This window comes from Variovorax sp. Soil_C_17 (assembly GCF_057657265.1).
The window spans coordinates 1-17,868 of record NZ_JBDGIT010000002.1 but is presented as its reverse complement, the minus strand read 5'-3'; the positions used below and the strand labels follow the sequence as shown (position 1 = coordinate 17,868).

Genomic DNA, 17,868 nt, shown 5'->3' with positions numbered 1-17,868 from the left:
GAATGACAGAACTCCACGAGATCCTCTACTTCAGCCAACTGGCGCCGAACCAGCCCACCGACGTGGTGGGCCACATCGTGGCCCAGGCACGCGCCCGCAATGCGATGGAAGGGATCACCGGGCTGCTGGTCTTCGACGGCATGCGCTTCTGCCAGCACTTCGAAGGACCGCGCGGCAACGTGCTGCGCCTGATGCAGCGGCTCGAGGCCGACCCCAGGCACGTGCAGATGCGCGTGGTGTACGAGGGCGAGCTCTTGCAGCGCCGCTACCACGCCTTCGACCTGGGGCTCGCCCAGGTCGAGGACAGCGAGGACATCGCCATCGTCCAGCAGTTCGACGGGGTGGAGGCGCTGGCGCGCTTCATGGCGCTGCGCCCCCGGCTGGACATCTGATCGGCTTCAAGCCCGCTCGGCGGCCGCCGCGAGATCCCAGCTGTAGGTGGCGCCGTGGCCGTCCCACGGCTCCATCACGATGCGCTCGCCGGCTTCGACCCGCAGCGTCTCGCCGGGTGCCAGCACCAGGTCTTCGCTGCCCCATTGGGCGGTGGCATCGCGTGTGACCCAGACCCGGCCCTGCCGCACGCGCAGAATGCTCGCGCCGGCTGCCTTGAGGCTGGTCGCCTCGCCGGCACCCAGCTGCCATGCACCGCGGCGAACGGCCGGCGGTACGTTGGCCGGACGCTGGGCCAGGGCCGGGGACGACGGGAACGTGGAGGTGGTGCAGACGGCGGACATACGAGACTCCTAAAGAGGGGGTTTCTCCATCAGCGCAATTTCGCGCTTCGGGAATGAATGATCTGCCTTGCCCCGTTCGCGGTCCAATGAAAACGCGCTACCCTACTGATTCCGCTTTCGCATCAATCCGGACCCCTCGGATCCAGCCCATGCAGTATTCCCAGACCCACTTGCGCTCCCGCCCGATCTCCGCCGGCCACCTGCGCGCCTTCGAGGCCGTGGCCCGCCACCTGAACTTCCGCGCTGCGGCCGAGGAGATGGCGCTGACCCAGTCGGCCGTGAGCCGGCAGATCCAGTCGCTGGAGGAAGAAGTGGGCGTGGGCCTGTTCCTGCGCCACACCCGCGCCGTCGAGCTCACCAGCGCGGGCGCCCAGCTCCTGCTGGCGGTACAGCAGTCGTTGCCGCGCATCGACGGCGCGGTGCGGCAGATCCGGCAGAGCGCGGGGCGCAAGAGCGTCTCGCTCACCACCTTCGCCTCCTTCGCCTCGATGTGGCTGATCCCGCGCCTCGAGGCCTTCCAACGCGACAACCCCGACATCGACATCCGCATCGATGCCACCGACGCCGCGCTGGACATGGACCTCGCGGACATCGACATCGCCCTGCGCTACGGCCCCGGCGAGAACATGCCGGCCGGCGCGATACGCCTGTTCGGCGAGAACCTCACGCCGGTGGCCAGCCCCTGGCTGATCAAGAGCAACCCGCCGATCAAGACGCCGGCCGACATCGCACGCTTCGCACTGATCGAGGCCGGCGACGCGCACCGCACCCACCTGGAATGGCTGACCTGGCGGCGCTGGTTCGAGGTGAACGACCTGCAGCGCGCGCAGCCCAAGCGCTGGCTCTATTTCAACTACGCCTACCAGATGGTGCAGGCCGCACTCACCGGACAGGGCCTGGTGCTGGCGCGCAGCTCGCTGATTGCCGAGAGCCTGGCCAACGGCGACCTGGTGGAGGTGCTGCCGCAGCACCGCATGGATTCGCCCATGGCCTACTGGCTGATCGTCGGTCCGCGCAGCACGCAGCGGCCCGAGATCCAGGCCTTTCGCGATTGGCTGGAGGCGCAGGCGGCCATCACGCGGGAAACCATCGGGGAGGTGCCCGATCCGGACACCGTGGACCAGATGGACTAGGGCTCAGCCGACCGGCCAGACCACCCCGTTGTCGTTGAGGATGGCATCCAGGGGCAGGTCGTGCGGCTCCGGCTCGAAGTCGTCGAGGAAGCCGTTGGTGAAGCCCAGCCCGACCGTGAAGGGCCGCGGCTCCAGCGCCGCCAGCGTGCGGTCGTAGAAGCCGCCGCCATAGCCCAGCCGGTAGCCGCCGGCGCTGTAGCCCAGGCAGGGCACGAACAGCAGCGTGGGCACGATCAACTCGGTGTCCTTCGGCTTGGGAATGTCGTAGGCGTCCGGCTCCATGGGGCAGCCGGGATGCCAGGCGTGGAAAGTCAGGGTCTTGTGCACCTTGTCGACGACCGGCAGGCCGATGCGGCGGCGCTGCGGTTCGCCCTGCAACTCGCCGTCTTCCTTCCAGCGATGCAGCGCGGGCAGCGGATCGAACTCGCCCTTGATGGGCCAGTAGGCGCCGATCACGGTGTCGGGCCGGCCCACCAGCCAGATGCGCATCACGCGCTGCAGCAGGTCGGCGCGTGCCAGGCGGTCGGGCATGGCAAGACGCTGCTCGATCAGTGCGGAACGCAGCTGTTGCTTGAGAAAGTTGGCAGTTGCCGAGGTGTCGGCACCCTTTGACTTGTCCATAATCCCCCGATGCAGTTTGCAAGCATTTTGGCACCTGCGCGCAACCGTCTGCGCGCCCCCTTCCCCACTCTCCTTCTTTCGCTCGTCTTCGCCGCCACCGCGCTGCTGCAGCAGGCCCGTGCGCAGAACGGCAGCGACGACGTCATCGTGCAGATGAAGCAGGCCGCGCAGCGCGGCGACAAGGCGCGCCTCGCCGCCCTGCTGCCGCAGGCGCGCGGCCACCTGCTCGAACCCTGGGCCGCGTACTGGGAGCTCAGGGCCCGCCTGGGCGAGGCCAGCGCCTCGGAGGTGCAGGACTTCCTCTCGCGCTACGCCGGCACCTACCAGGAGGACCGCCTGCGCAACGACTGGCTCGTCCTGCTCGGCCAGCGCCGCGATTGGGACGGCTTCGCGACGCTGCACCCGGCCTTCCGCATGAACGACGACGCCCAGGTCCGCTGCTACGCGGTGCTGGTCGAGGCGCTGCGCTCGGGCGCACCCACCGCTGCCCAGGCCGCGGAAGTGCGCCGCAACTGGCTCGGCCAGCGCGAGCTCGACGATGGCTGCCTCACGGCAGCCGACCGCATGATCTCGGCGCGCATGATGTCGCCCAACGACGCCTGGAAGAAGGCGCGCTATGCGATCGAGGCCAACCGGCCGCAGGCCGCGCGCGCCGCCGTCATGCTGGCCTCGCCCGATGCGGTGCCGCAGTTCGACGAGCTCAACGCCAACATGGCGAAGTTCCTGGCCGGCCGCGGCGTCGCCCCCGGCAAGTGGCGGCGCGAGCTGGTGGTGCTGGCACTGATCAAGATGGTCATCGCCGACCCGGACATGGCCGCCTCCCAGCTCGACAGCAAGTGGAGCGTGATGCTCTCGCCCGAGGAGCGCAACTGGGTGTGGGGCGCGATCGGCCGCCAATACGCGGTGAAGCTCTCGCCGGCCGCCGCCGGCGCCTTCGCCAACGTCACCAAGAACGCCGACCTGTCCGACGACATGCTGGCCTGGAAGGCCCGCGCCGCCCTGCGCACCGGCAACTGGAAGGAAGTGCGCGCCGCCATCGCCGGCATGAGCGACTCGACCCAGGAAGACCCGACCTGGGTGTACTGGAAGGCGCGCGCCCTCCACGCGCAAGGCGGCGACGAGCGCCGCGCCGAAGCACGCACGCTGTACGAAAGCATCGCCGGCACCCGCGGCTTCTACGAGCTGCTCGCGCTCGAAGAGCTGGGCGAGCGCGCGAGCGCGCCCACCCGCCCTGCGCCGCTCACGCCGGAGGAGAAGGCGGCGGCGCGCAGCAACCCCGCGCTCGCCCGCGCGCTCTACGCCATCGAAATCGGCCTGCGCCCCGAGGGCGTGCGCGAGTGGAACTACGCGACCAACCTGCACGACAAGGGCGGCATGGGCGACCGCGAGCTGCTGGCCGCGGCCGACCTCGCCTGCCAGCGCGAGATCTGGGACCGCTGCATCAACACCAGCGAGCGCACCAAGGGGATGATCGACGTCGAGCAGCGCTTCCCCATGCCCTTCCGCGAGACGGTGGTCGCCAAGAGCGAGGCGATCGGCCTCGACCCCGCTTACGTCTATGGCCTGATCCGCCAGGAGAGCCGCTTCATCATGGACGCGCGCTCCGGCGTCGGCGCATCGGGCCTGATGCAGGTGATGCCCGCCACCGCGCGCTGGACCGCGCGCAAGATCGGCCTGTCCGGCTTCACGCCCGGGCAGATCAACGACCGCGACACCAACATCACCATCGGCACCAACTACCTCAAGCTGGCGCTCGACGACTTCGACGGCTCGATGGCGCTGGCCGCCGCGGCCTACAACGCCGGCCCCGGCCGGCCGCGAAGCTGGCGCAACGGCCCTGTGATGGAGGCCGCGATCTGGGCGGAGAACGTGCCCTTCAACGAGACGCGCGACTACGTCAAGAAAGTGCTGGCCAACACCACCAACTACGCGGCCCTGATCAGCGGCCGGCCGCAATCGCTCAAGGAGCGCCTCGGCACCGTGGGCCCGCGCGACGCGGCCGAGCCGGAGCCCAACAAGGACCTGCCCTGATGTGGTGGGACCAGATTGCCGCCACGTTCGCCTCCGAATTTTCGGACGTGGACGACATCGCCCAGCTCACCCGCATCCTGATTCGCCTCGTGCTGGCGTCGGTGCTGGGCTTCGCCCTCGGCTTCGAGCGCGAGCAGCAGGGCAAGGCGGCCGGCGTGCGCACGCACATGCTGGTGGCCGTGGGCTCCGCCCTCTTCGTGCTCGTGCCGCAGCAGGCCGGCATCGAACCGGCCGACATGAGCCGCGTGATCCAGGGCCTGGTGGCGGGCGTCGGCTTCCTGTGTGCCGGCACCATCCTGAAGCAGGGCCGCGACGAGCAGCACGTGCAGGGCCTCACCACCGCCGCCGGCCTGTGGATGACCGCCGCGATCGGCATGGCCTGCGGGCTGGGCCGCGAGCTGACGGCGGTGCTCAGTGCGCTGCTGGCGCTGGCCGTGCTCTCGCTGGTGCCGCATGTGGTGAAGGCCATCGAACGCGTGGTCGGTCCGCCCTCGGACGGCAACGGCAACGGCAAGCGCGTGATCGTGCCGCCCGGCAGCGACGACGACACGACCCAGCGCTGAGCATCAATCCCGCGCGCCTTCGGCATCAATGCCGCAGCGGCCGGGCGCTAGCATCGCAGGCTTTCCCTTCAAGAACCCCCAGGAGGTTTCGATGCTCACGCTCCATATCGGCAACAAGAATTACTCGTCCTGGTCGATGCGCCCCTGGGTGCTGATGAAGCAGGCCGGCATCCACTTCGAGGAGGTGATGGTGCCCTTCGATACCCTCGATGCCGATTCGCACTTCAAGAAGACCATCGAGGCCCTCAACCCCGCCGGCCGTGTGCCCGTGCTGGTCGACGGCGAGATCGTCGTCTACGACACGCTGGCGATCTGCGAATACCTTGCCGAGACCCACCCCGACAAGGAGCTCTGGCCGCGCGACAAGGCCCTGCGGGCCCACGCGCGCAGCGTCTGCGCCGAGATGCACGCGGGCTTCGGCGCCCTGCGCAACCACTGCGGCATGAACATCGAGGCCGATCTGCGCGTGCAGGGCAAGATCATCCTGCGCGACCAGCCGCAGGTGCGCGCCGATCTCGCGCGCATCGTGCAGATGTGGAGCGGCCTGCTGAAGGCCCACGGGGGGCCGATGCTCTTCGGCGAATTCGGCATCGCCGATGCGTACTTCGCGCCCGTGGGCGTGCGCATCAAGACTTTCGGCCTGCCGGTGCCCGCCGAAATCACGGCCTACATCGAGCGCGTGCAGCAGTTGCCCGGCGTCAAGGCCTGGATCGACGAGGCACTGGTCGAGAAGCGCTTCGTGGTCGTGGACGAGCCGTACCGCATCGAGGACTGAGAACGCCCCTGCATGACGCCCAGCACCTAAACTGCGGCGCATGCAAACCTACCTCGTCGGCGGCGCCATCCGCGATGTCCTGCTGGGCCGGCCCGGCAGCGATCGCGACTGGGTCGTGGTCGGCGCCACGCCCGAGGAGATGGCCGCGCAGGGCTACCTGCCGGTGGGCCGCGACTTCCCTGTCTTCCTGCACCCCCGGACGCGCGAGGAATATGCGCTGGCGCGCACCGAGCGCAAGAGCGCGCCCGGCTACCGCGGCTTCGTCGTCCACGCCTCGCCGGAAGTGACGCTGGAGCAGGACCTCGCGCGTCGCGACCTCACGGTCAATGCCATGGCGCTGCCCGCCGACCGGGCCGAGCCCTCGCCCGACCTCGCCCACCTGGTCGATCCCTTTCACGGCCGGCAAGACCTGCAGCACAAGGTGCTGCGCCACGTGACCGATGCCTTCCGCGAGGACCCGGTGCGCATCCTGCGCGTCGCGCGCTTCGCCGCCCGCTTCGCCGACTTCAGCGTCGCGCCCGAAACCCTGGCGCTGATGCGCGAGATGGTCGCGGCCGGCGAGGCGGACGCGCTGGTGCCGGAGCGCGTCTGGCAGGAGCTCGCGCGCGGGCTGATGGAGACGAAGCCCTCGCGCATGTTCGAGCTGCTGCGCGACTGCGGCGCGCTCGCCGTGCTGCTGCCCGAGGTGGACCGGCTCTGGGGCATACCCCAGCCCGAGGCCCATCATCCCGAGGTCGACACCGGCCTGCACCTGATGCTGGTGCTGGACATGGCGGCCCGCCTGGATGCGCCGCTCCCGGTGCGCTTCGCCTGCCTGGTGCACGACCTCGGCAAGGGCACCACGCCGGCCGAGGTGCTGCCGCGCCACATCGGCCACGAGCAGCGCAGCGTGGACCTGCTGCGCGAGGTGTGCGAGCGATGGCGCGTGCCGGTGGAACTGCGCGAGCTGGCCGAGGTGGTGGCGCGCGAGCACGGCAACATCCACCGCAGCGCCGGATTCGGCGCGCAGGCCCTGGTGCGGCTGCTCGAACGCTGCGACGCCTTTCGCAAGCCGGGGCGCTTCGAGCAGGCGCTGTTGGCCTGCGAGTGCGATGCCAGGGGGCGGCTGGGGATGGAGGAGCGGGCCTATCCGGAGCGCGAGCGGCTGCTGGCCGCGCTGGCGGCGGCGCGGTCGGTGCAGACCGAAACGATCGCCCGTGAAGCGCAGCAAGCCGGCGCCGCGGGGCCTCGCATCGGCGAGGCGATCGCGCGTGCAAGGGTGGCAGCGGTTGCCGCCAAGCTGCCGCCTTTCGTCGGCATAGAGACAAAAACCGATTGACGGATTTGGCCGACGTGCTCGGCCGCCCGAGTCTGCTATGGTTTTCCCCATGCAGACGCCCCCCCGCCTCACCCCCGACGCTGCGCTCTTCCTGGACTTCGACGGCACGCTGGTAGCCATCGCCGAAACCCCCGAGGCGATCGAGGTCCCCAGCGCACTGGTCCCGCTGCTCAGCGACCTGCGCGATCTGCTCGGCGGGGCGCTGGCAGTGGTGTCGGGCCGGCAGATCGACGTGCTGGACCGCTTCCTCGCCCCCCTTCGCCTGCCGGCCGCGGGCGAGCACGGCGTGCAGCGCCGCAGTGCCGAAGGGGATATGCAGGAAGCACGACCGCCCGATCTCACCGACGTGCTGGACACCGCCAACGAGCTGGCCCGCGTCTACGAGGGCCTGCTGGTGGAGCGCAAGCACGCGGCCATCGCCTTGCACTACCGGCTCGCGCCCCAGCTGGAAGCGGTGTGCCGCGATGCGCTGCTGCGCACCATCACCGACCAGCCGCAGCTGGAGCTGATGCACGGCAAGTTCGTGTTCGAGGTCAAGCCCTCAGGCATCAACAAGGGCATCGCGATCGACGCCTTCATGCGGGAGGCGCCCTTCGTCGGCCGCACGCCGGTCTTCGCCGGCGACGACACCACCGACGAAAGCGGCTTTGCAGTGGTGCAGCCGCGCGGCGGCGTGGCGATCAAGGTCGGATCGGGCCCCAGCCAGGCGCTGCACCGGCTGGATTCGCCGCTCGCCGTGTTCGAATGGCTGGTCGAGGCACGCAAACTGCTGGCCGAATCGCCATCCGATTCCAAAGGAAAACCCGCATGACGAAAAACCCCCAAGAGGTCACCACGACGGAGGAAGAACAGGAGCAGGAAAGCCGGGCCGGCGACTCGATCGCAGGCGCCGCCAGCGCCAGCGACAAGCCGGCAGCCCACCCGGAAGCCGTCACCCGGCCGGCCGCGCGCGGCGGCTTCGGCCCGCCCGCGGAGCCCTCGCTCAACCTCGGCGTGATCGGGAACTGCTCCTACAGCGCGCTCATCGACGCGCGCGGCCGTGTGGTCTGGTGCTGCTTGCCGCGCTTCGACGGCGAGCCGGTGTTCGACGCCCTGCTCCACACCGGCGAGGATGCCAGCGCCTGGGCCATCGAGATCGAGGATTTCGCTTCCAGCAAGCAGTGGTACGAGCCGAACACCGCCGTGCTGCGCACCCAGCTCTTCGACAGCGCGGGACAGGGCCTGGAAATCACCGACTTCGCGCCGCGCTTCCACAGCCGCTCGCGCTACTTCCGGCCGCTCACCATGGTGCGCCGGGTGAAGCCCATCCAGGGGACGCCGCGCATCCGCGTCTCGCTGGTGCCGCGCTTCCAGTGGGGCAGCACGCCCCCGCAGATCACGCGCGGCAGCAACCACATCCGCTACGTGGGGCCGGACTTCGCGCTGCGCCTCAACATGGACGCCCCGGTCTCGCACGTGCTCTCGAAGCAGCCCTTCGTGCTGTCGCGCGAGCACAATTTCGTGCTCGGCGCCGACGAGACGCTGATGGACGGCATCGCCGACACGGCACGCCACTTCGAGCAGGAGACCATCGCCTACTGGCGCACGTGGAGCAAGCGGCTCGCGATTCCCTTCGAGTGGCAGGACGCGGTGATCCGTGCCGCCATCACGCTCAAGATGTCCCTTTACGAGGACACGGGCGCCATCGTGGCCGCCATGACCACCAGCATCCCCGAAGCGCCGGGCAGCCAGCGCAACTGGGACTACCGCTTCTGCTGGCTGCGCGATGCCTTCTTCGTGGTGCGGGCGCTCAACAGCCTGTCCGAGGTCGGCACCATGGAGGACTACCTGCGCTGGCTGGCCAACGTGGTGATCGGCTCGCACGGCCAGCACATCCAGCCGCTCTACGGCATCGGCCTGGAGCGCGAGCTGCCCGAGTCCTTCGTCGAGGGCCTGACCGGCTACCGCGGCATGGGCCCGGTGCGGGTGGGCAACCAGGCGCAGGAGCATTTCCAGCACGACGTCTACGGCAACATCGTGCTGGGCGCTTCGCAGGCCTTCCACGACCATCGGCTGCTCAGCCGCGGCGGCGTGGCGGAGTTTCCGCACCTGGAGGCGGTGGGCGAGCAGGCGATCCGCGTCTACGGCACGCCCGATGCCGGCATGTGGGAGCTGCGCACGCGCGCCCGCGTGCACACCAGTTCGGCGCTGATGAGCTGGGCGGCCTGCGACCGGCTCGCCAAGGTGGCGCGCGCGCTGGGGCTGCCAGAGCGCGCGGCCTACTGGCACGACCATTCCTCGCGCATGCGCGAGGAGATCCTCGCCAAGTCCTGGTGCGAGGAGCGGCAGGCCTTTGCCGAGAGCTTCGGCGGGCACGAGCTCGACGCCAGCATCCTGCTGATGACCGAAGTCGGCCTGATCGACGCGCGCGATCCGCGCTTCATCTCCACCGTCGACGCGATGGAAAAATCGCTGTGCGACGGCCCCTACATGCGCCGCTACGAGGCGGCCGACGACTTCGGCAAGCCCGAGACCGCCTTCAACATCTGCACCTTCTGGCGCATCGATGCCTTGGCCAAGATCGGGCGCAAGGCCGAGGCGCGCCAGATCTTCGAGACCATGCTGGCCGCGCGCAATCCGCTGGGCCTGCTGTCGGAGGACACCCATCCGGTCACCGGCGAGATGTGGGGCAACTTCCCGCAGACCTATTCGATGGTCGGCATCATCAACGCGGCGGTGCGCCTGTCGGCGCCGTGGGACTCGTGCATCTGAGCGCGAGAAGAACAAGGAGCTCATGAGTCGTCTCGTCGTCATTTCCAATCGCATCGCCGACCCCCGCAAGCCCGCCGCGGGCGGCCTGGCCGTCGCCCTCGGCGAGAGCCTTCAGCAGACCGGCGGCCTCTGGTTCGGGTGGAGCGGCAACATCGTCGAGGACGGCCCCACCGGCGAAGGCGAGCTGCGCATCCAGCAGGCCGGCAAGGTCACGCTCGCCACCATCGACCTGAGCCGCGAGGACCACGACAGCTACTACCTGGGCTACAGCAACGACGTGCTGTGGCCGGTGTTCCACGACCGGCTGGACCTGGCGAACTTCGATGCCGGCTTCATCGGCGGCTACCGGCGCGTGAACCAGCTGTTCGCGCGCAAGCTGCTGCCGCTCCTGAAGCAGGACGACATCATCTGGATCCACGACTACCACCTGATCCCGCTGGCGGCCGAGCTGCGCGGCATGGGCTGCCGCCAGCGCATCGGCTTCTTCCTGCACATCCCGCTGCCGCCGCACATCATCATGGCGGCGATCCCGCAGCACGAGTGGCTGATGCGTTCGCTGTTCGCCTACGACCTGATCGGCTTCCAGGCCCGCCAGGACGTGCAGCACTTCGAGCAGTACGTGCGCAACGAGGCCAACGGCGAGTTCGTGGGCCGCGACCTGTACCGCGCCTACGGCCAGACGGTGCGCTGCGGCGCCTTCCCGATCGGCATCGACGTCGACGAGTTCGCGGCGCTCACGCACGCCAAGGAATCGCGCGACATGTTCGAGACCATGCGGCGCGAATACTCCAGCCGGCGACTGCTGCTGGGCATCGACCGGCTGGACTATTCCAAGGGCATCCCGAACCGGGTGCGCTCCTTCCGCGAGCTGCTCGCCAACTACCCCGAGAACCGCCGCAGCGCGACGCTGATCCAGATCGCCTCGCCCACCCGCGAAACGGTGGATGCCTACGCCGACATCCGGCGCGAACTCGAGTCGCTTTGCGGCGCCATCAACGGCGACTACGGCGAGCTCGACTGGATGCCGGTGCGCTACATCCACCGCATGGTGGCGCGCAAGCGCGTGCCGGGCCTGTGCCGCGCGGCAGCGGTCGGGTTGGTGACGCCCCTGCGCGACGGCATGAACCTGGTGGCCAAGGAGTACATCGCAGCCCAGGACCCGGCCGATCCGGGCGTGCTCGTGCTGTCGCGCTTCGCCGGCGCGGCCGAGCAGCTGAAGGAAGCCCTGCTGGTCAACCCCTACGACACCCACGGCACGGCCGAGACGGTGCAGCAGGCGCTGCAGATGCCGCTGGAAGAGCGCCGCGAGCGCCACCAGATGCTGCTGTCGCACATCCGCGCGCACGACGTGCACTGGTGGCGGCGCACCTTCCTCGGCGCGTTGCGCGAGGCGCAGAGCGTGCGCTAGGCGAGCAGCAGGCGCAGCAGGCGCGCCACGGGCGAAGGGCGTGGCGCCCCGCCCGCCGCCGGCCGCGGCGCGCTGCAAATCCGCGCCGGCGCCAGCGCCTCGATCTCGACCCAGCCGGCGCGCTCGGCGACGTAGGCCTCGCCCTCCTGGTAGTCGTTCTTCACGGCGAAGGCGGTCTCGCCGAACCACGTGGGCGGCGAGACCACGCGCACGCGGCCTTCCAGCACCACCAGCGACGTGCCGGCATCGAGGGCGACGCGCAGCGACTGGCCGGTCGCAAGCCTGGCGGCGGAAGAGAAATCGGTGCAAATCATGGCGGGCCTCGGCGAGTGGTGGATGCTGAAATCGTAGGCAGCGGGCCGCTCGAAAAACAGGCACAGCCACGGATGTTCGAAGGCACAACAGACCGCCCCGCGCGGCATCTGTTATGGTGGTTTTCGCCGCCATCTGCATCTGTTGCGGCCCCCGTCCTTCCCGCAGCATCGCCCCATGGACTCCACCCCGCTCTACCGCCAGCTGGCCGCGCACTACCTCGATGCGATCCGCGCCGGCTCGCTCAAGCCGGGCGACAAGCTGCCCTCGCTGCGCCATCTGATGCGGCAGCACGGCATCAGCCTGTCGACGGCGCTGCAGCTGTGCCGCTCGATGGAAAGCGAGGGCTGGGTCGAGGCGCGCGAGCGCTCGGGCTACTTCGTGCGTCGGCCGCGACGCCTTTCGATGGCGCCCATGGACGAGCCCGCTGCCGACCGGACGCCGGATCGGGCGCAGTACGTGGGCATCCACGCCAAGGTGTCCGACTTCGTGGCGCGCCGCCGCCAGGTGACCGAGAAACTCGACCTCTCCATCGCACGCGGCGCGCCGGAGCTCTACCCCGCCGAGGCCCTGCGCAATGCCATGACGCGCGCGCTGCGCCAGCGGCCCGGCATGCTGGCGGTCGCTGCGCCGCTCAAGGGCCATCTCCCCTTCCGCGAGGTGCTCGCGCAGCGCAGCCTGCGCGTGGGCATGACGCTCTCGCCGGAGGACATCCTGGTGACCAACGGCTGCATCGAGGCACTGAACCTCGCGCTGCGCGCAGTCGCGCAGCCGGGCGACACGGTGGCGGTGGAGTCGCCCACCTTCTACGGCCTGCTGCAGGTGCTCGAGAGCCTCGGGCTGCAGGCGCTGGAGATCCCGACCAGCCCCCAGACCGGCCTCTCGATCGAGGCCCTGGACCTCGCCATCCGCACCTACGACAACATCAAGGCCGTGGTGGTGGTGCCGCATCTGCAGAACCCGCTGGGCAGCGTGATGCCCGACGCCCACAAGGCGCGGCTCGCGCAGTTGTGCGAGCAGCACGCGATCCCGCTGATCGAGGACGACACCTACAGCGAGCTGATCGACGCGCCGATGCCGCCGCGCGCGCTCAAGTCCTTCGACGCTTCGGGCAACGTGATCTACTGCGCCTCGCTGCACAAGCTCCTGGCGCCCGGCATGCGACTGGGCTGGATGACGGCCGGGCGCTGGCAGGCGCGGGTGGAGATGCTCAAGTTCGCACAGACCCGCAACAACGAGGCGCTCTCGCAGGCGGCGGCCGGCGAGTTCATGGCCACCGGCGGCTACGAGCGCCACCTGCGCCACCTGCGCCAATGCCTCAAGACGCAGCGCGAGCAGACCGCCGATGCGATCGCCGGCTTTTTTCCGCCGGGCACGCGCATCAACCTGCCGCCCGGCGGACTGCAGCTGTGGGTCGAGCTGCCCGAACGGCTGTCCTCGTGGCGGGTCTTCGAGACGGCCCTTGCCGAGCGCATCGTGGTCGCGCCCGGCACGCTGTTCTCGAACTCCTCGCGCTTCGACCACTACCTGCGCATCAACTGCGGCTGGCCCTACGGGGCGGCGGTCGATGGGGCGCTGCGGCGGCTGGGCGCCATCGCCACGGACTTGTGCCGCCCGGGCGCTGCCAATGCAGCGACGGCCCCAGCGTCTGCGCCAGCCAGTTCGGCCACCTTGCCTCTCGACGATCGCTTCGCAGCTGCAGCCGGAGAACCGCTGGATCGCCGGGCAGCGCATCGAGGTCTCTCGGGCGGGAGCTTCCTTTAATCGAGCAGCGCAAGGGCCGCGAAGTCGCCGACCTTGTCGCCCAGGCCCGCAGGCACCAGCACCGCGCCGCGCGTCAGCGGCACCAGCTTGCCCTCGACCTCGGCCTGCAGGCGCGGCAGCAGGAAATCGCGGTTGTGCCAGAAGACGCTGCCCCCCAGGCTGATGCGCTCGAGGTCGAGCGTGGCGATCAGGTTGTAGAGCATGCGGCCCATCACTCGGCATGCCTCCTCGGTGATGGCCAGCGCCTTCGGCTCGCCGGCCGCGGCGGCGGCGAACAGCTCCGGCGGCGGCCGGCCGAATCGGCGGGCGATCGCGTTGCCGGCGGCCAGGGCCTCGACATCGCCGACGTTGCCGCAGCCGCACAGCGCATGGCTGTCGTCGTCGGATACGAAGCTGTGGCCGGCATGGCCCGCATTGCCGTTCTTGCCGTGCAGGATGCGCCCGTCGACGCACAGGCCGACGCCGACGCCGGTGCTCCAGGTGACGTAGGCGCAGTGGTTGGTGCCCTGCAGCGCGCCCCAGCTGCGTTCCGCCTCGAGGGCGGCGACGGCGTCGTTCTCGACCCGGACATGGCGGAAGCGCTGCTTGAGCGGCGCCTCGACGACGGCCGTCATCCAGTCGTTGGGCAGGCCGCGTGCCGGGCCGGCGATGCCGCCGCAGATGTTGGGCGTGGCCAGCTCGACCAGCCCGTCGCGCAGCACGAAGGGGCCCGCCGAGGAAACGCCGACGCGCTCGATCGAGGCGGGGGCGATGCCCTGCTCGGCGCAGATCTCGTCGACGAGCCGCAGGATCTGCTGCGCCACCGCGTCGTTGTTGCCGGTCTTGGCGGTGGGCTCGGTGCGGCGGCCGATCAGGGGCGAGGCACTGTCGGCCGACAGGCTCACGGCCACTTTGGTGCCGCCGATATCGACACAGGCTCTCATGGGGTCATATCCATCGTGCAATCAGGGCCGCGATCATGCTGAGCACGACGGTGCTTCCGATCGGCAGCTGCCACTCGCGCCCGAAGGCGCGGAACTCGAAGTCGCCGGGCAGGCGCCCGAAGCCGAAGCGCCGCAGCCATTGCGTCAGGCCGCTCATCAGGACCAGCGCGAGCACGACGACGATCAGCCAGCGAATCATGCGGACAGTCTAGCGCCCGCACCTGCAAGGTGTCGCAAAACTGCAAGACCCGAAGGGGCCCTTGCGCCGAACATCGATCACTCGATGCGACGCAAGGAGATGAGCATGTTCCCTCGTGTGGCGCTCAGCCTCTCAGGCCGCCAGCCGCAGCGCTTCGGCCTCGCCGGCCGCGGGCAGCATGATCATGCGCTGCGCAAAAACCGAGCGCAGCGCAGACGCGGGGCCGCCCCCCTCGCGCAGCTGGCGCGGCGTGACGCCGGCCGTTTCGGAGAAGGCGCGTGTCATGTGGGCCTGGTCGGCAAAGCCCTGCTCCGCCGCCACATGGGCCAGCGGCGTCCCCTCGGCGATCGCGCAGGCCGCGCGCTGGAAGCGCACCAGCCGCGCGTAGCCGGCCGGCGCGACGCCCAGCCAGTGGCGGAAGTCGCGCTCCAGCTGGCGCCGGCTCACGCGATGCTGGGCGGCCAGCTCGTCGACCGACAGCTCCGGCGCCTCGAGCAGCGACATCGCCGCCGCCGCCACGCGCTCGGCCTGCCAGCCCAGCCGGCGGCGCTCGCCGATGCGGGTTTCGAGCCAGCGCCCGAACACCGCGCAGCGCTCCGGCCCCGAAGGAGCAGCGAGAAGCGCGCCGTGCAGCATCGCCTCCTGCCACGCCGGCACGATCTCGCGCAGCGGCAGGCGCTCGTTGCACAGGCGGTCCCAGGGCCGGCCGAAGGCGCGCAGCAGGCCCAGCGGCGTCAGCATGGCAATCGCCAGCTGGCCGCGTCCCTGCGTCTGGAAGCTCACGGCCTGCGTGCGCAGGGCCGAGACCATCACGCGCAACGCGCCGCTGTCGGCGGCGCTGCGGCAGTCCAGCCGCTCGTCGCAGTAGGCCGTGACCATGAACAGCTCATGCGGCAGTCCCCGGTGTACGCCACCCCCGAGGGCCTCGACATCGACCAGGCCCAGCGAGGCCACATGCCGGGTCGGCAGGGCGGCGGCGGCGCAGGCATGCGCAACATGAAAGCGCTTGGCGGGCGCGGCGTGGATCGCGTAGACGGACATCGGAGCCTCCCACGAAAAACATGAAGGGGAGCTTTTATTGTTAGGTGAGCGAGGGCCCGCCGTCCCGGGGCCTTTGTCCCGTCCGGACCGCCCCCGGCGCCATTCAAGGCTCGAAGACCGGGACTCGTGTCCCGGACGGTCGGCACAGCGCCGACTGCCGCACCCGGCGGGACCAGCGACAAACACAGCGGCTAGCAGCCGCGAAAGGTCCCGTCAATCCCCTGATCGGGTGATGCTGGGCCACGGTACAGTCCGCCGGCGCTCAAAGGTTCACCTGCTGTTGGTGATCGCGACGCTCATCACGCTGCAAATCCACGATCGGGTGCTCACCAGCCAGGGCAGCGAGGCCCTGCTCATGCTGTGGGTCGCTGCCGCTCTCTCGCTGGCGGCATGGTGGGCGACCGACACCTCGGCGCAGCATGCGGGAGCGATGAAGTTGGAGACAGGGAGTCGATGAATGAAGCATCTCACCAAGAATGATCTGAAGGCCTGGGTCGCCGCCGTGACCCATCCGCTCGCTTCGGCCGACAGTCTGATTGCATGGCTCGAAGGGCCGCTGCGAAAGTTCTTCCCATTCAAGGGCGTCGTGCTCGGGCACGGCGAGCTCGTCGCGGGTCAGCTCGAGGTCACGCACATGCTCGCCACGGGCCACGACGAAGCGTACCTGCGGCAGCTTGCGACAACCTTCGAGCTGACCGAGCGCGGATCCCTGGGGTGGTGGTTCTCGAACCGCCGGCCCTTCCACATCGATCCGAAGCATCCTCCTTCACATGCGAGTGCCTTCGAGCTCGACGAGATCGATCGCTTCGGCCTTGGCAACGTGGCGGGGCACGGCGTGCTCAATGTCAAGGCCAATGCAGGAACCTACTTCGGATTCGCCGGCGTCAGAGAGCCGCTGGGCGACTGGCACCTCGAAGCGCTGACGCTGATTGCGCCGGTACTCAACGACCTGATGCTGTCCCACATCGCGCCGCCGCGGCACGCAGCGGCGAGCGGGCTCGATGGATCGACGCCGAGGCAGAAGGAGATCGTGCGCCAGCTGGCCGCCGGCAAGAGCAACAAGGCCATCGCACTGTCGATCGGCATCACCGAAAAGAGCGTTCGCAATCAGTTGGCGAAAGTCTACGCGCGCGTGGGCGTGTGCAAGAGGACGGAGCTCATCGCTTTGCTCATGTAGAGGGACATTTGTCATCTATGCACACGGCGGGGAAACCGGGAACATCCGTGCCGTATTCAGCGCATCCGGGACGGGACTTGAACGTCGGCACCGGTGCATCGGAGGAAATGCATGACCCTACGGACAACCTTTTCGACCTCGGATTCTTCAGACAACGCAGATGGCAAGCTCGGAAGAGTCCCTGGCCAATGCATGTGGCTGCGTTCATCCGAGGAGCCATCGCGGGGTGCACCCCCTGGCTTCGCGCCGCTGCAGCGAGTGTGCTGTATGCCTTGGCCCTGGCCCTGGCCCTTCCCGGATGCTGGGTCATCCCGCCGAAGGTGCTGACCACGCCGGGCAACCCGGTACCGGTCGCGAAGCATTTTTCATCGGCGCTGCTGGAGTTTCTACGACTACGACCAGACCAACGCGCGCGGTGACCGCACCTGGCAGACGCACGTCGATGCGCAAGGCCGCACCGACTGGACCAACGTGATCCAGGACGATGGCAGTGTGGACTTCACCGACTACGACCAGACCAATGTTCGCGCCGACAGCATCTTTCAGAACCGCACCGACGCCTGGGGCCGCCAGGACTGGGTGAACATCTTTCAGGACGACGGGAGCCGCGATTGGACCGACTACGACCAGGCCGGCAGCCAGGGTTGGAGCGCGGTGGCCTCCCATTTCGACGCCCGCGGCCGTGAAGACTTCGCCAACGTCTACCTGGACGATGGGAGCCGCGACCAGCACGACTACGATCAGGACGGCAGCCAGGGCTGGCATGCCGTGGTGTCGCATTTCGATGCCTGGGGCCGCGAAGCGCACGCCAGCATGTACCTGGACGACGGCAGCCGCGATTGGCTGGACTACGACGAGAACGGCTCGCAAGGCTGGAATCGGGTGGAGTCCCACTTCGATGCCTTGGGCCGCGAAGCCCACGCCAGCATGTTCCTGGATGACGGCAGCCGCGATTGGTATGACTACGACCAGGATGGCAGCCAGGGCTGGGGCGCGCTGGTCTCGCATTTCGACGCCTCGGGCCGCGAAGCGCATGCCAATCTGTACATGGACGACGGCAGCCGCAACTGGTACGACTACGACCAGGACGGCTCGCAAGCCTGGAGCCGGGTCCAATC

General features: G+C 69.3%; 19 protein-coding genes. 13 read left to right on the top strand and 6 right to left on the bottom strand.

Annotated elements, in window-relative coordinates; translation table 11 throughout:
* Positions 1-2 precede the first annotated feature (2 nt).
* Complete coding sequence (locus tag AC3A6Y_RS08710) at positions 3-392, top strand: BLUF domain-containing protein (RefSeq protein WP_487867836.1); 390 nt, start codon at positions 3-5, stop codon at positions 390-392.
* 6 nt (positions 393-398) lie between these two features.
* Here the strand turns inward: AC3A6Y_RS08710 and AC3A6Y_RS08705 are convergent, their stop codons facing one another.
* Positions 399-734, bottom strand: coding sequence for a DUF2917 domain-containing protein (locus AC3A6Y_RS08705; protein WP_487867835.1), 336 nt, complete (start codon positions 732-734; stop codon positions 399-401).
* A gap of 149 nt (positions 735-883) precedes the next feature.
* Between AC3A6Y_RS08705 and AC3A6Y_RS08700 the strand changes: the two genes are divergently transcribed.
* On the top strand, positions 884-1,867 hold the full coding sequence (locus AC3A6Y_RS08700) for a LysR substrate-binding domain-containing protein (protein ID WP_487867834.1): 984 nt from the start codon (positions 884-886) through the stop codon (positions 1,865-1,867).
* A gap of 3 nt (positions 1,868-1,870) precedes the next feature.
* On the opposite strand, the gene AC3A6Y_RS08695 is transcribed toward AC3A6Y_RS08700, so the two are convergent.
* Entirely contained in the window at positions 1,871-2,488 is a 618-nt protein-coding gene (locus AC3A6Y_RS08695; RefSeq protein WP_487867833.1) for a 5-formyltetrahydrofolate cyclo-ligase, read from the bottom strand.
* A gap of 9 nt (positions 2,489-2,497) precedes the next feature.
* On the opposite strand from AC3A6Y_RS08695, the gene AC3A6Y_RS08690 reads away from it, so the two are divergent.
* The 7 genes from AC3A6Y_RS08690 to otsA all read left to right on the top strand — a co-directional run bounded on the left by AC3A6Y_RS08690 (position 2,498) and on the right by otsA (position 11,334).
* Positions 2,498-4,519 carry a lytic transglycosylase domain-containing protein gene (locus AC3A6Y_RS08690; RefSeq protein ID WP_487867832.1) on the top strand — a complete coding sequence of 674 codons (2,022 nt, stop codon included), beginning with the start codon at positions 2,498-2,500 and terminating at the stop codon, positions 4,517-4,519.
* A complete protein-coding gene (locus tag AC3A6Y_RS08685; protein WP_487867831.1) occupies positions 4,519-5,082 on the top strand; it encodes an MgtC/SapB family protein in 564 nt (187 codons plus the stop codon). Before AC3A6Y_RS08690 ends, AC3A6Y_RS08685 begins: the two co-directional genes overlap by 1 nt.
* A gap of 91 nt (positions 5,083-5,173) precedes the next feature.
* Complete coding sequence (locus tag AC3A6Y_RS08680) at positions 5,174-5,857, top strand: glutathione S-transferase family protein (RefSeq protein WP_487867830.1); 684 nt, start codon at positions 5,174-5,176, stop codon at positions 5,855-5,857.
* Positions 5,858-5,897: 40 nt separating this feature from the next.
* Positions 5,898-7,175, top strand: a complete 1,278-nt coding sequence (locus tag AC3A6Y_RS08675; protein WP_487867829.1) for a multifunctional CCA addition/repair protein — start codon at positions 5,898-5,900, stop codon at positions 7,173-7,175.
* A 49-nt stretch (positions 7,176-7,224) separates the two neighbouring features.
* Positions 7,225-7,986, top strand: a complete 762-nt coding sequence (gene otsB / locus AC3A6Y_RS08670) for a trehalose-phosphatase (protein WP_487867828.1) — start codon at positions 7,225-7,227, stop codon at positions 7,984-7,986.
* Complete coding sequence (locus AC3A6Y_RS08665; RefSeq protein ID WP_487867827.1) at positions 7,983-9,926, top strand: glycoside hydrolase family 15 protein; 1,944 nt, start codon at positions 7,983-7,985, stop codon at positions 9,924-9,926. The genes otsB and AC3A6Y_RS08665 overlap by 4 nt, the downstream gene beginning before the upstream one ends.
* A gap of 22 nt (positions 9,927-9,948) precedes the next feature.
* Positions 9,949-11,334, top strand: a complete 1,386-nt coding sequence (otsA, locus tag AC3A6Y_RS08660) for an alpha,alpha-trehalose-phosphate synthase (UDP-forming) (protein WP_487867826.1) — start codon at positions 9,949-9,951, stop codon at positions 11,332-11,334.
* Here the strand turns inward: otsA and AC3A6Y_RS08655 are convergent.
* Positions 11,331-11,648 (bottom strand): hypothetical protein, encoded by a 318-nt coding sequence (locus AC3A6Y_RS08655; protein ID WP_487867825.1) that lies wholly within the window; start codon positions 11,646-11,648, stop codon positions 11,331-11,333. The genes otsA and AC3A6Y_RS08655 overlap by 4 nt on opposite strands.
* A gap of 175 nt (positions 11,649-11,823) precedes the next feature.
* Here AC3A6Y_RS08655 and AC3A6Y_RS08650 point away from each other — a divergent pair, with 175 nt between their 5' ends.
* On the top strand, positions 11,824-13,410 hold the full coding sequence (locus AC3A6Y_RS08650) for an aminotransferase-like domain-containing protein (protein WP_487867824.1): 1,587 nt from the start codon (positions 11,824-11,826) through the stop codon (positions 13,408-13,410).
* Here the strand turns inward: AC3A6Y_RS08650 and AC3A6Y_RS08645 are convergent.
* The 3 genes from AC3A6Y_RS08645 to AC3A6Y_RS08635 form a co-directional block, all read right to left on the bottom strand.
* The gene (locus AC3A6Y_RS08645) at positions 13,407-14,333 is read right to left on the bottom strand and encodes an ROK family protein (RefSeq protein ID WP_487867823.1); all 927 of its coding nucleotides are present in this window, start codon (positions 14,331-14,333) and stop codon (positions 13,407-13,409) included. The genes AC3A6Y_RS08650 and AC3A6Y_RS08645 overlap by 4 nt on opposite strands.
* Positions 14,334-14,337: 4 nt before the next feature.
* A complete protein-coding gene (locus AC3A6Y_RS08640; protein ID WP_487867822.1) occupies positions 14,338-14,532 on the bottom strand; it encodes a DUF2905 domain-containing protein in 195 nt (64 codons plus the stop codon).
* A 132-nt stretch (positions 14,533-14,664) separates the two neighbouring features.
* Complete coding sequence (locus AC3A6Y_RS08635) at positions 14,665-15,573, bottom strand: helix-turn-helix transcriptional regulator (protein WP_487867821.1); 909 nt, start codon at positions 15,571-15,573, stop codon at positions 14,665-14,667.
* 232 nt (positions 15,574-15,805) lie between these two features.
* Here AC3A6Y_RS08635 and AC3A6Y_RS08630 point away from each other — a divergent pair, with 232 nt between their 5' ends.
* From AC3A6Y_RS08630 to AC3A6Y_RS08620, 3 genes are all read left to right on the top strand, one after another.
* Positions 15,806-16,030, top strand: coding sequence for a hypothetical protein (locus AC3A6Y_RS08630; RefSeq protein WP_487867820.1), 225 nt, complete (start codon positions 15,806-15,808; stop codon positions 16,028-16,030).
* Positions 16,031-16,750 carry a helix-turn-helix transcriptional regulator gene (locus tag AC3A6Y_RS08625; protein ID WP_487867819.1) on the top strand — a complete coding sequence of 240 codons (720 nt, stop codon included), beginning with the start codon at positions 16,031-16,033 and terminating at the stop codon, positions 16,748-16,750.
* Positions 16,751-17,221: 471 nt separating this feature from the next.
* Positions 17,222-17,868: hypothetical protein (locus AC3A6Y_RS08620; RefSeq protein WP_487867818.1), on the top strand; the 647-nt coding region annotated here is incomplete at its 3' end.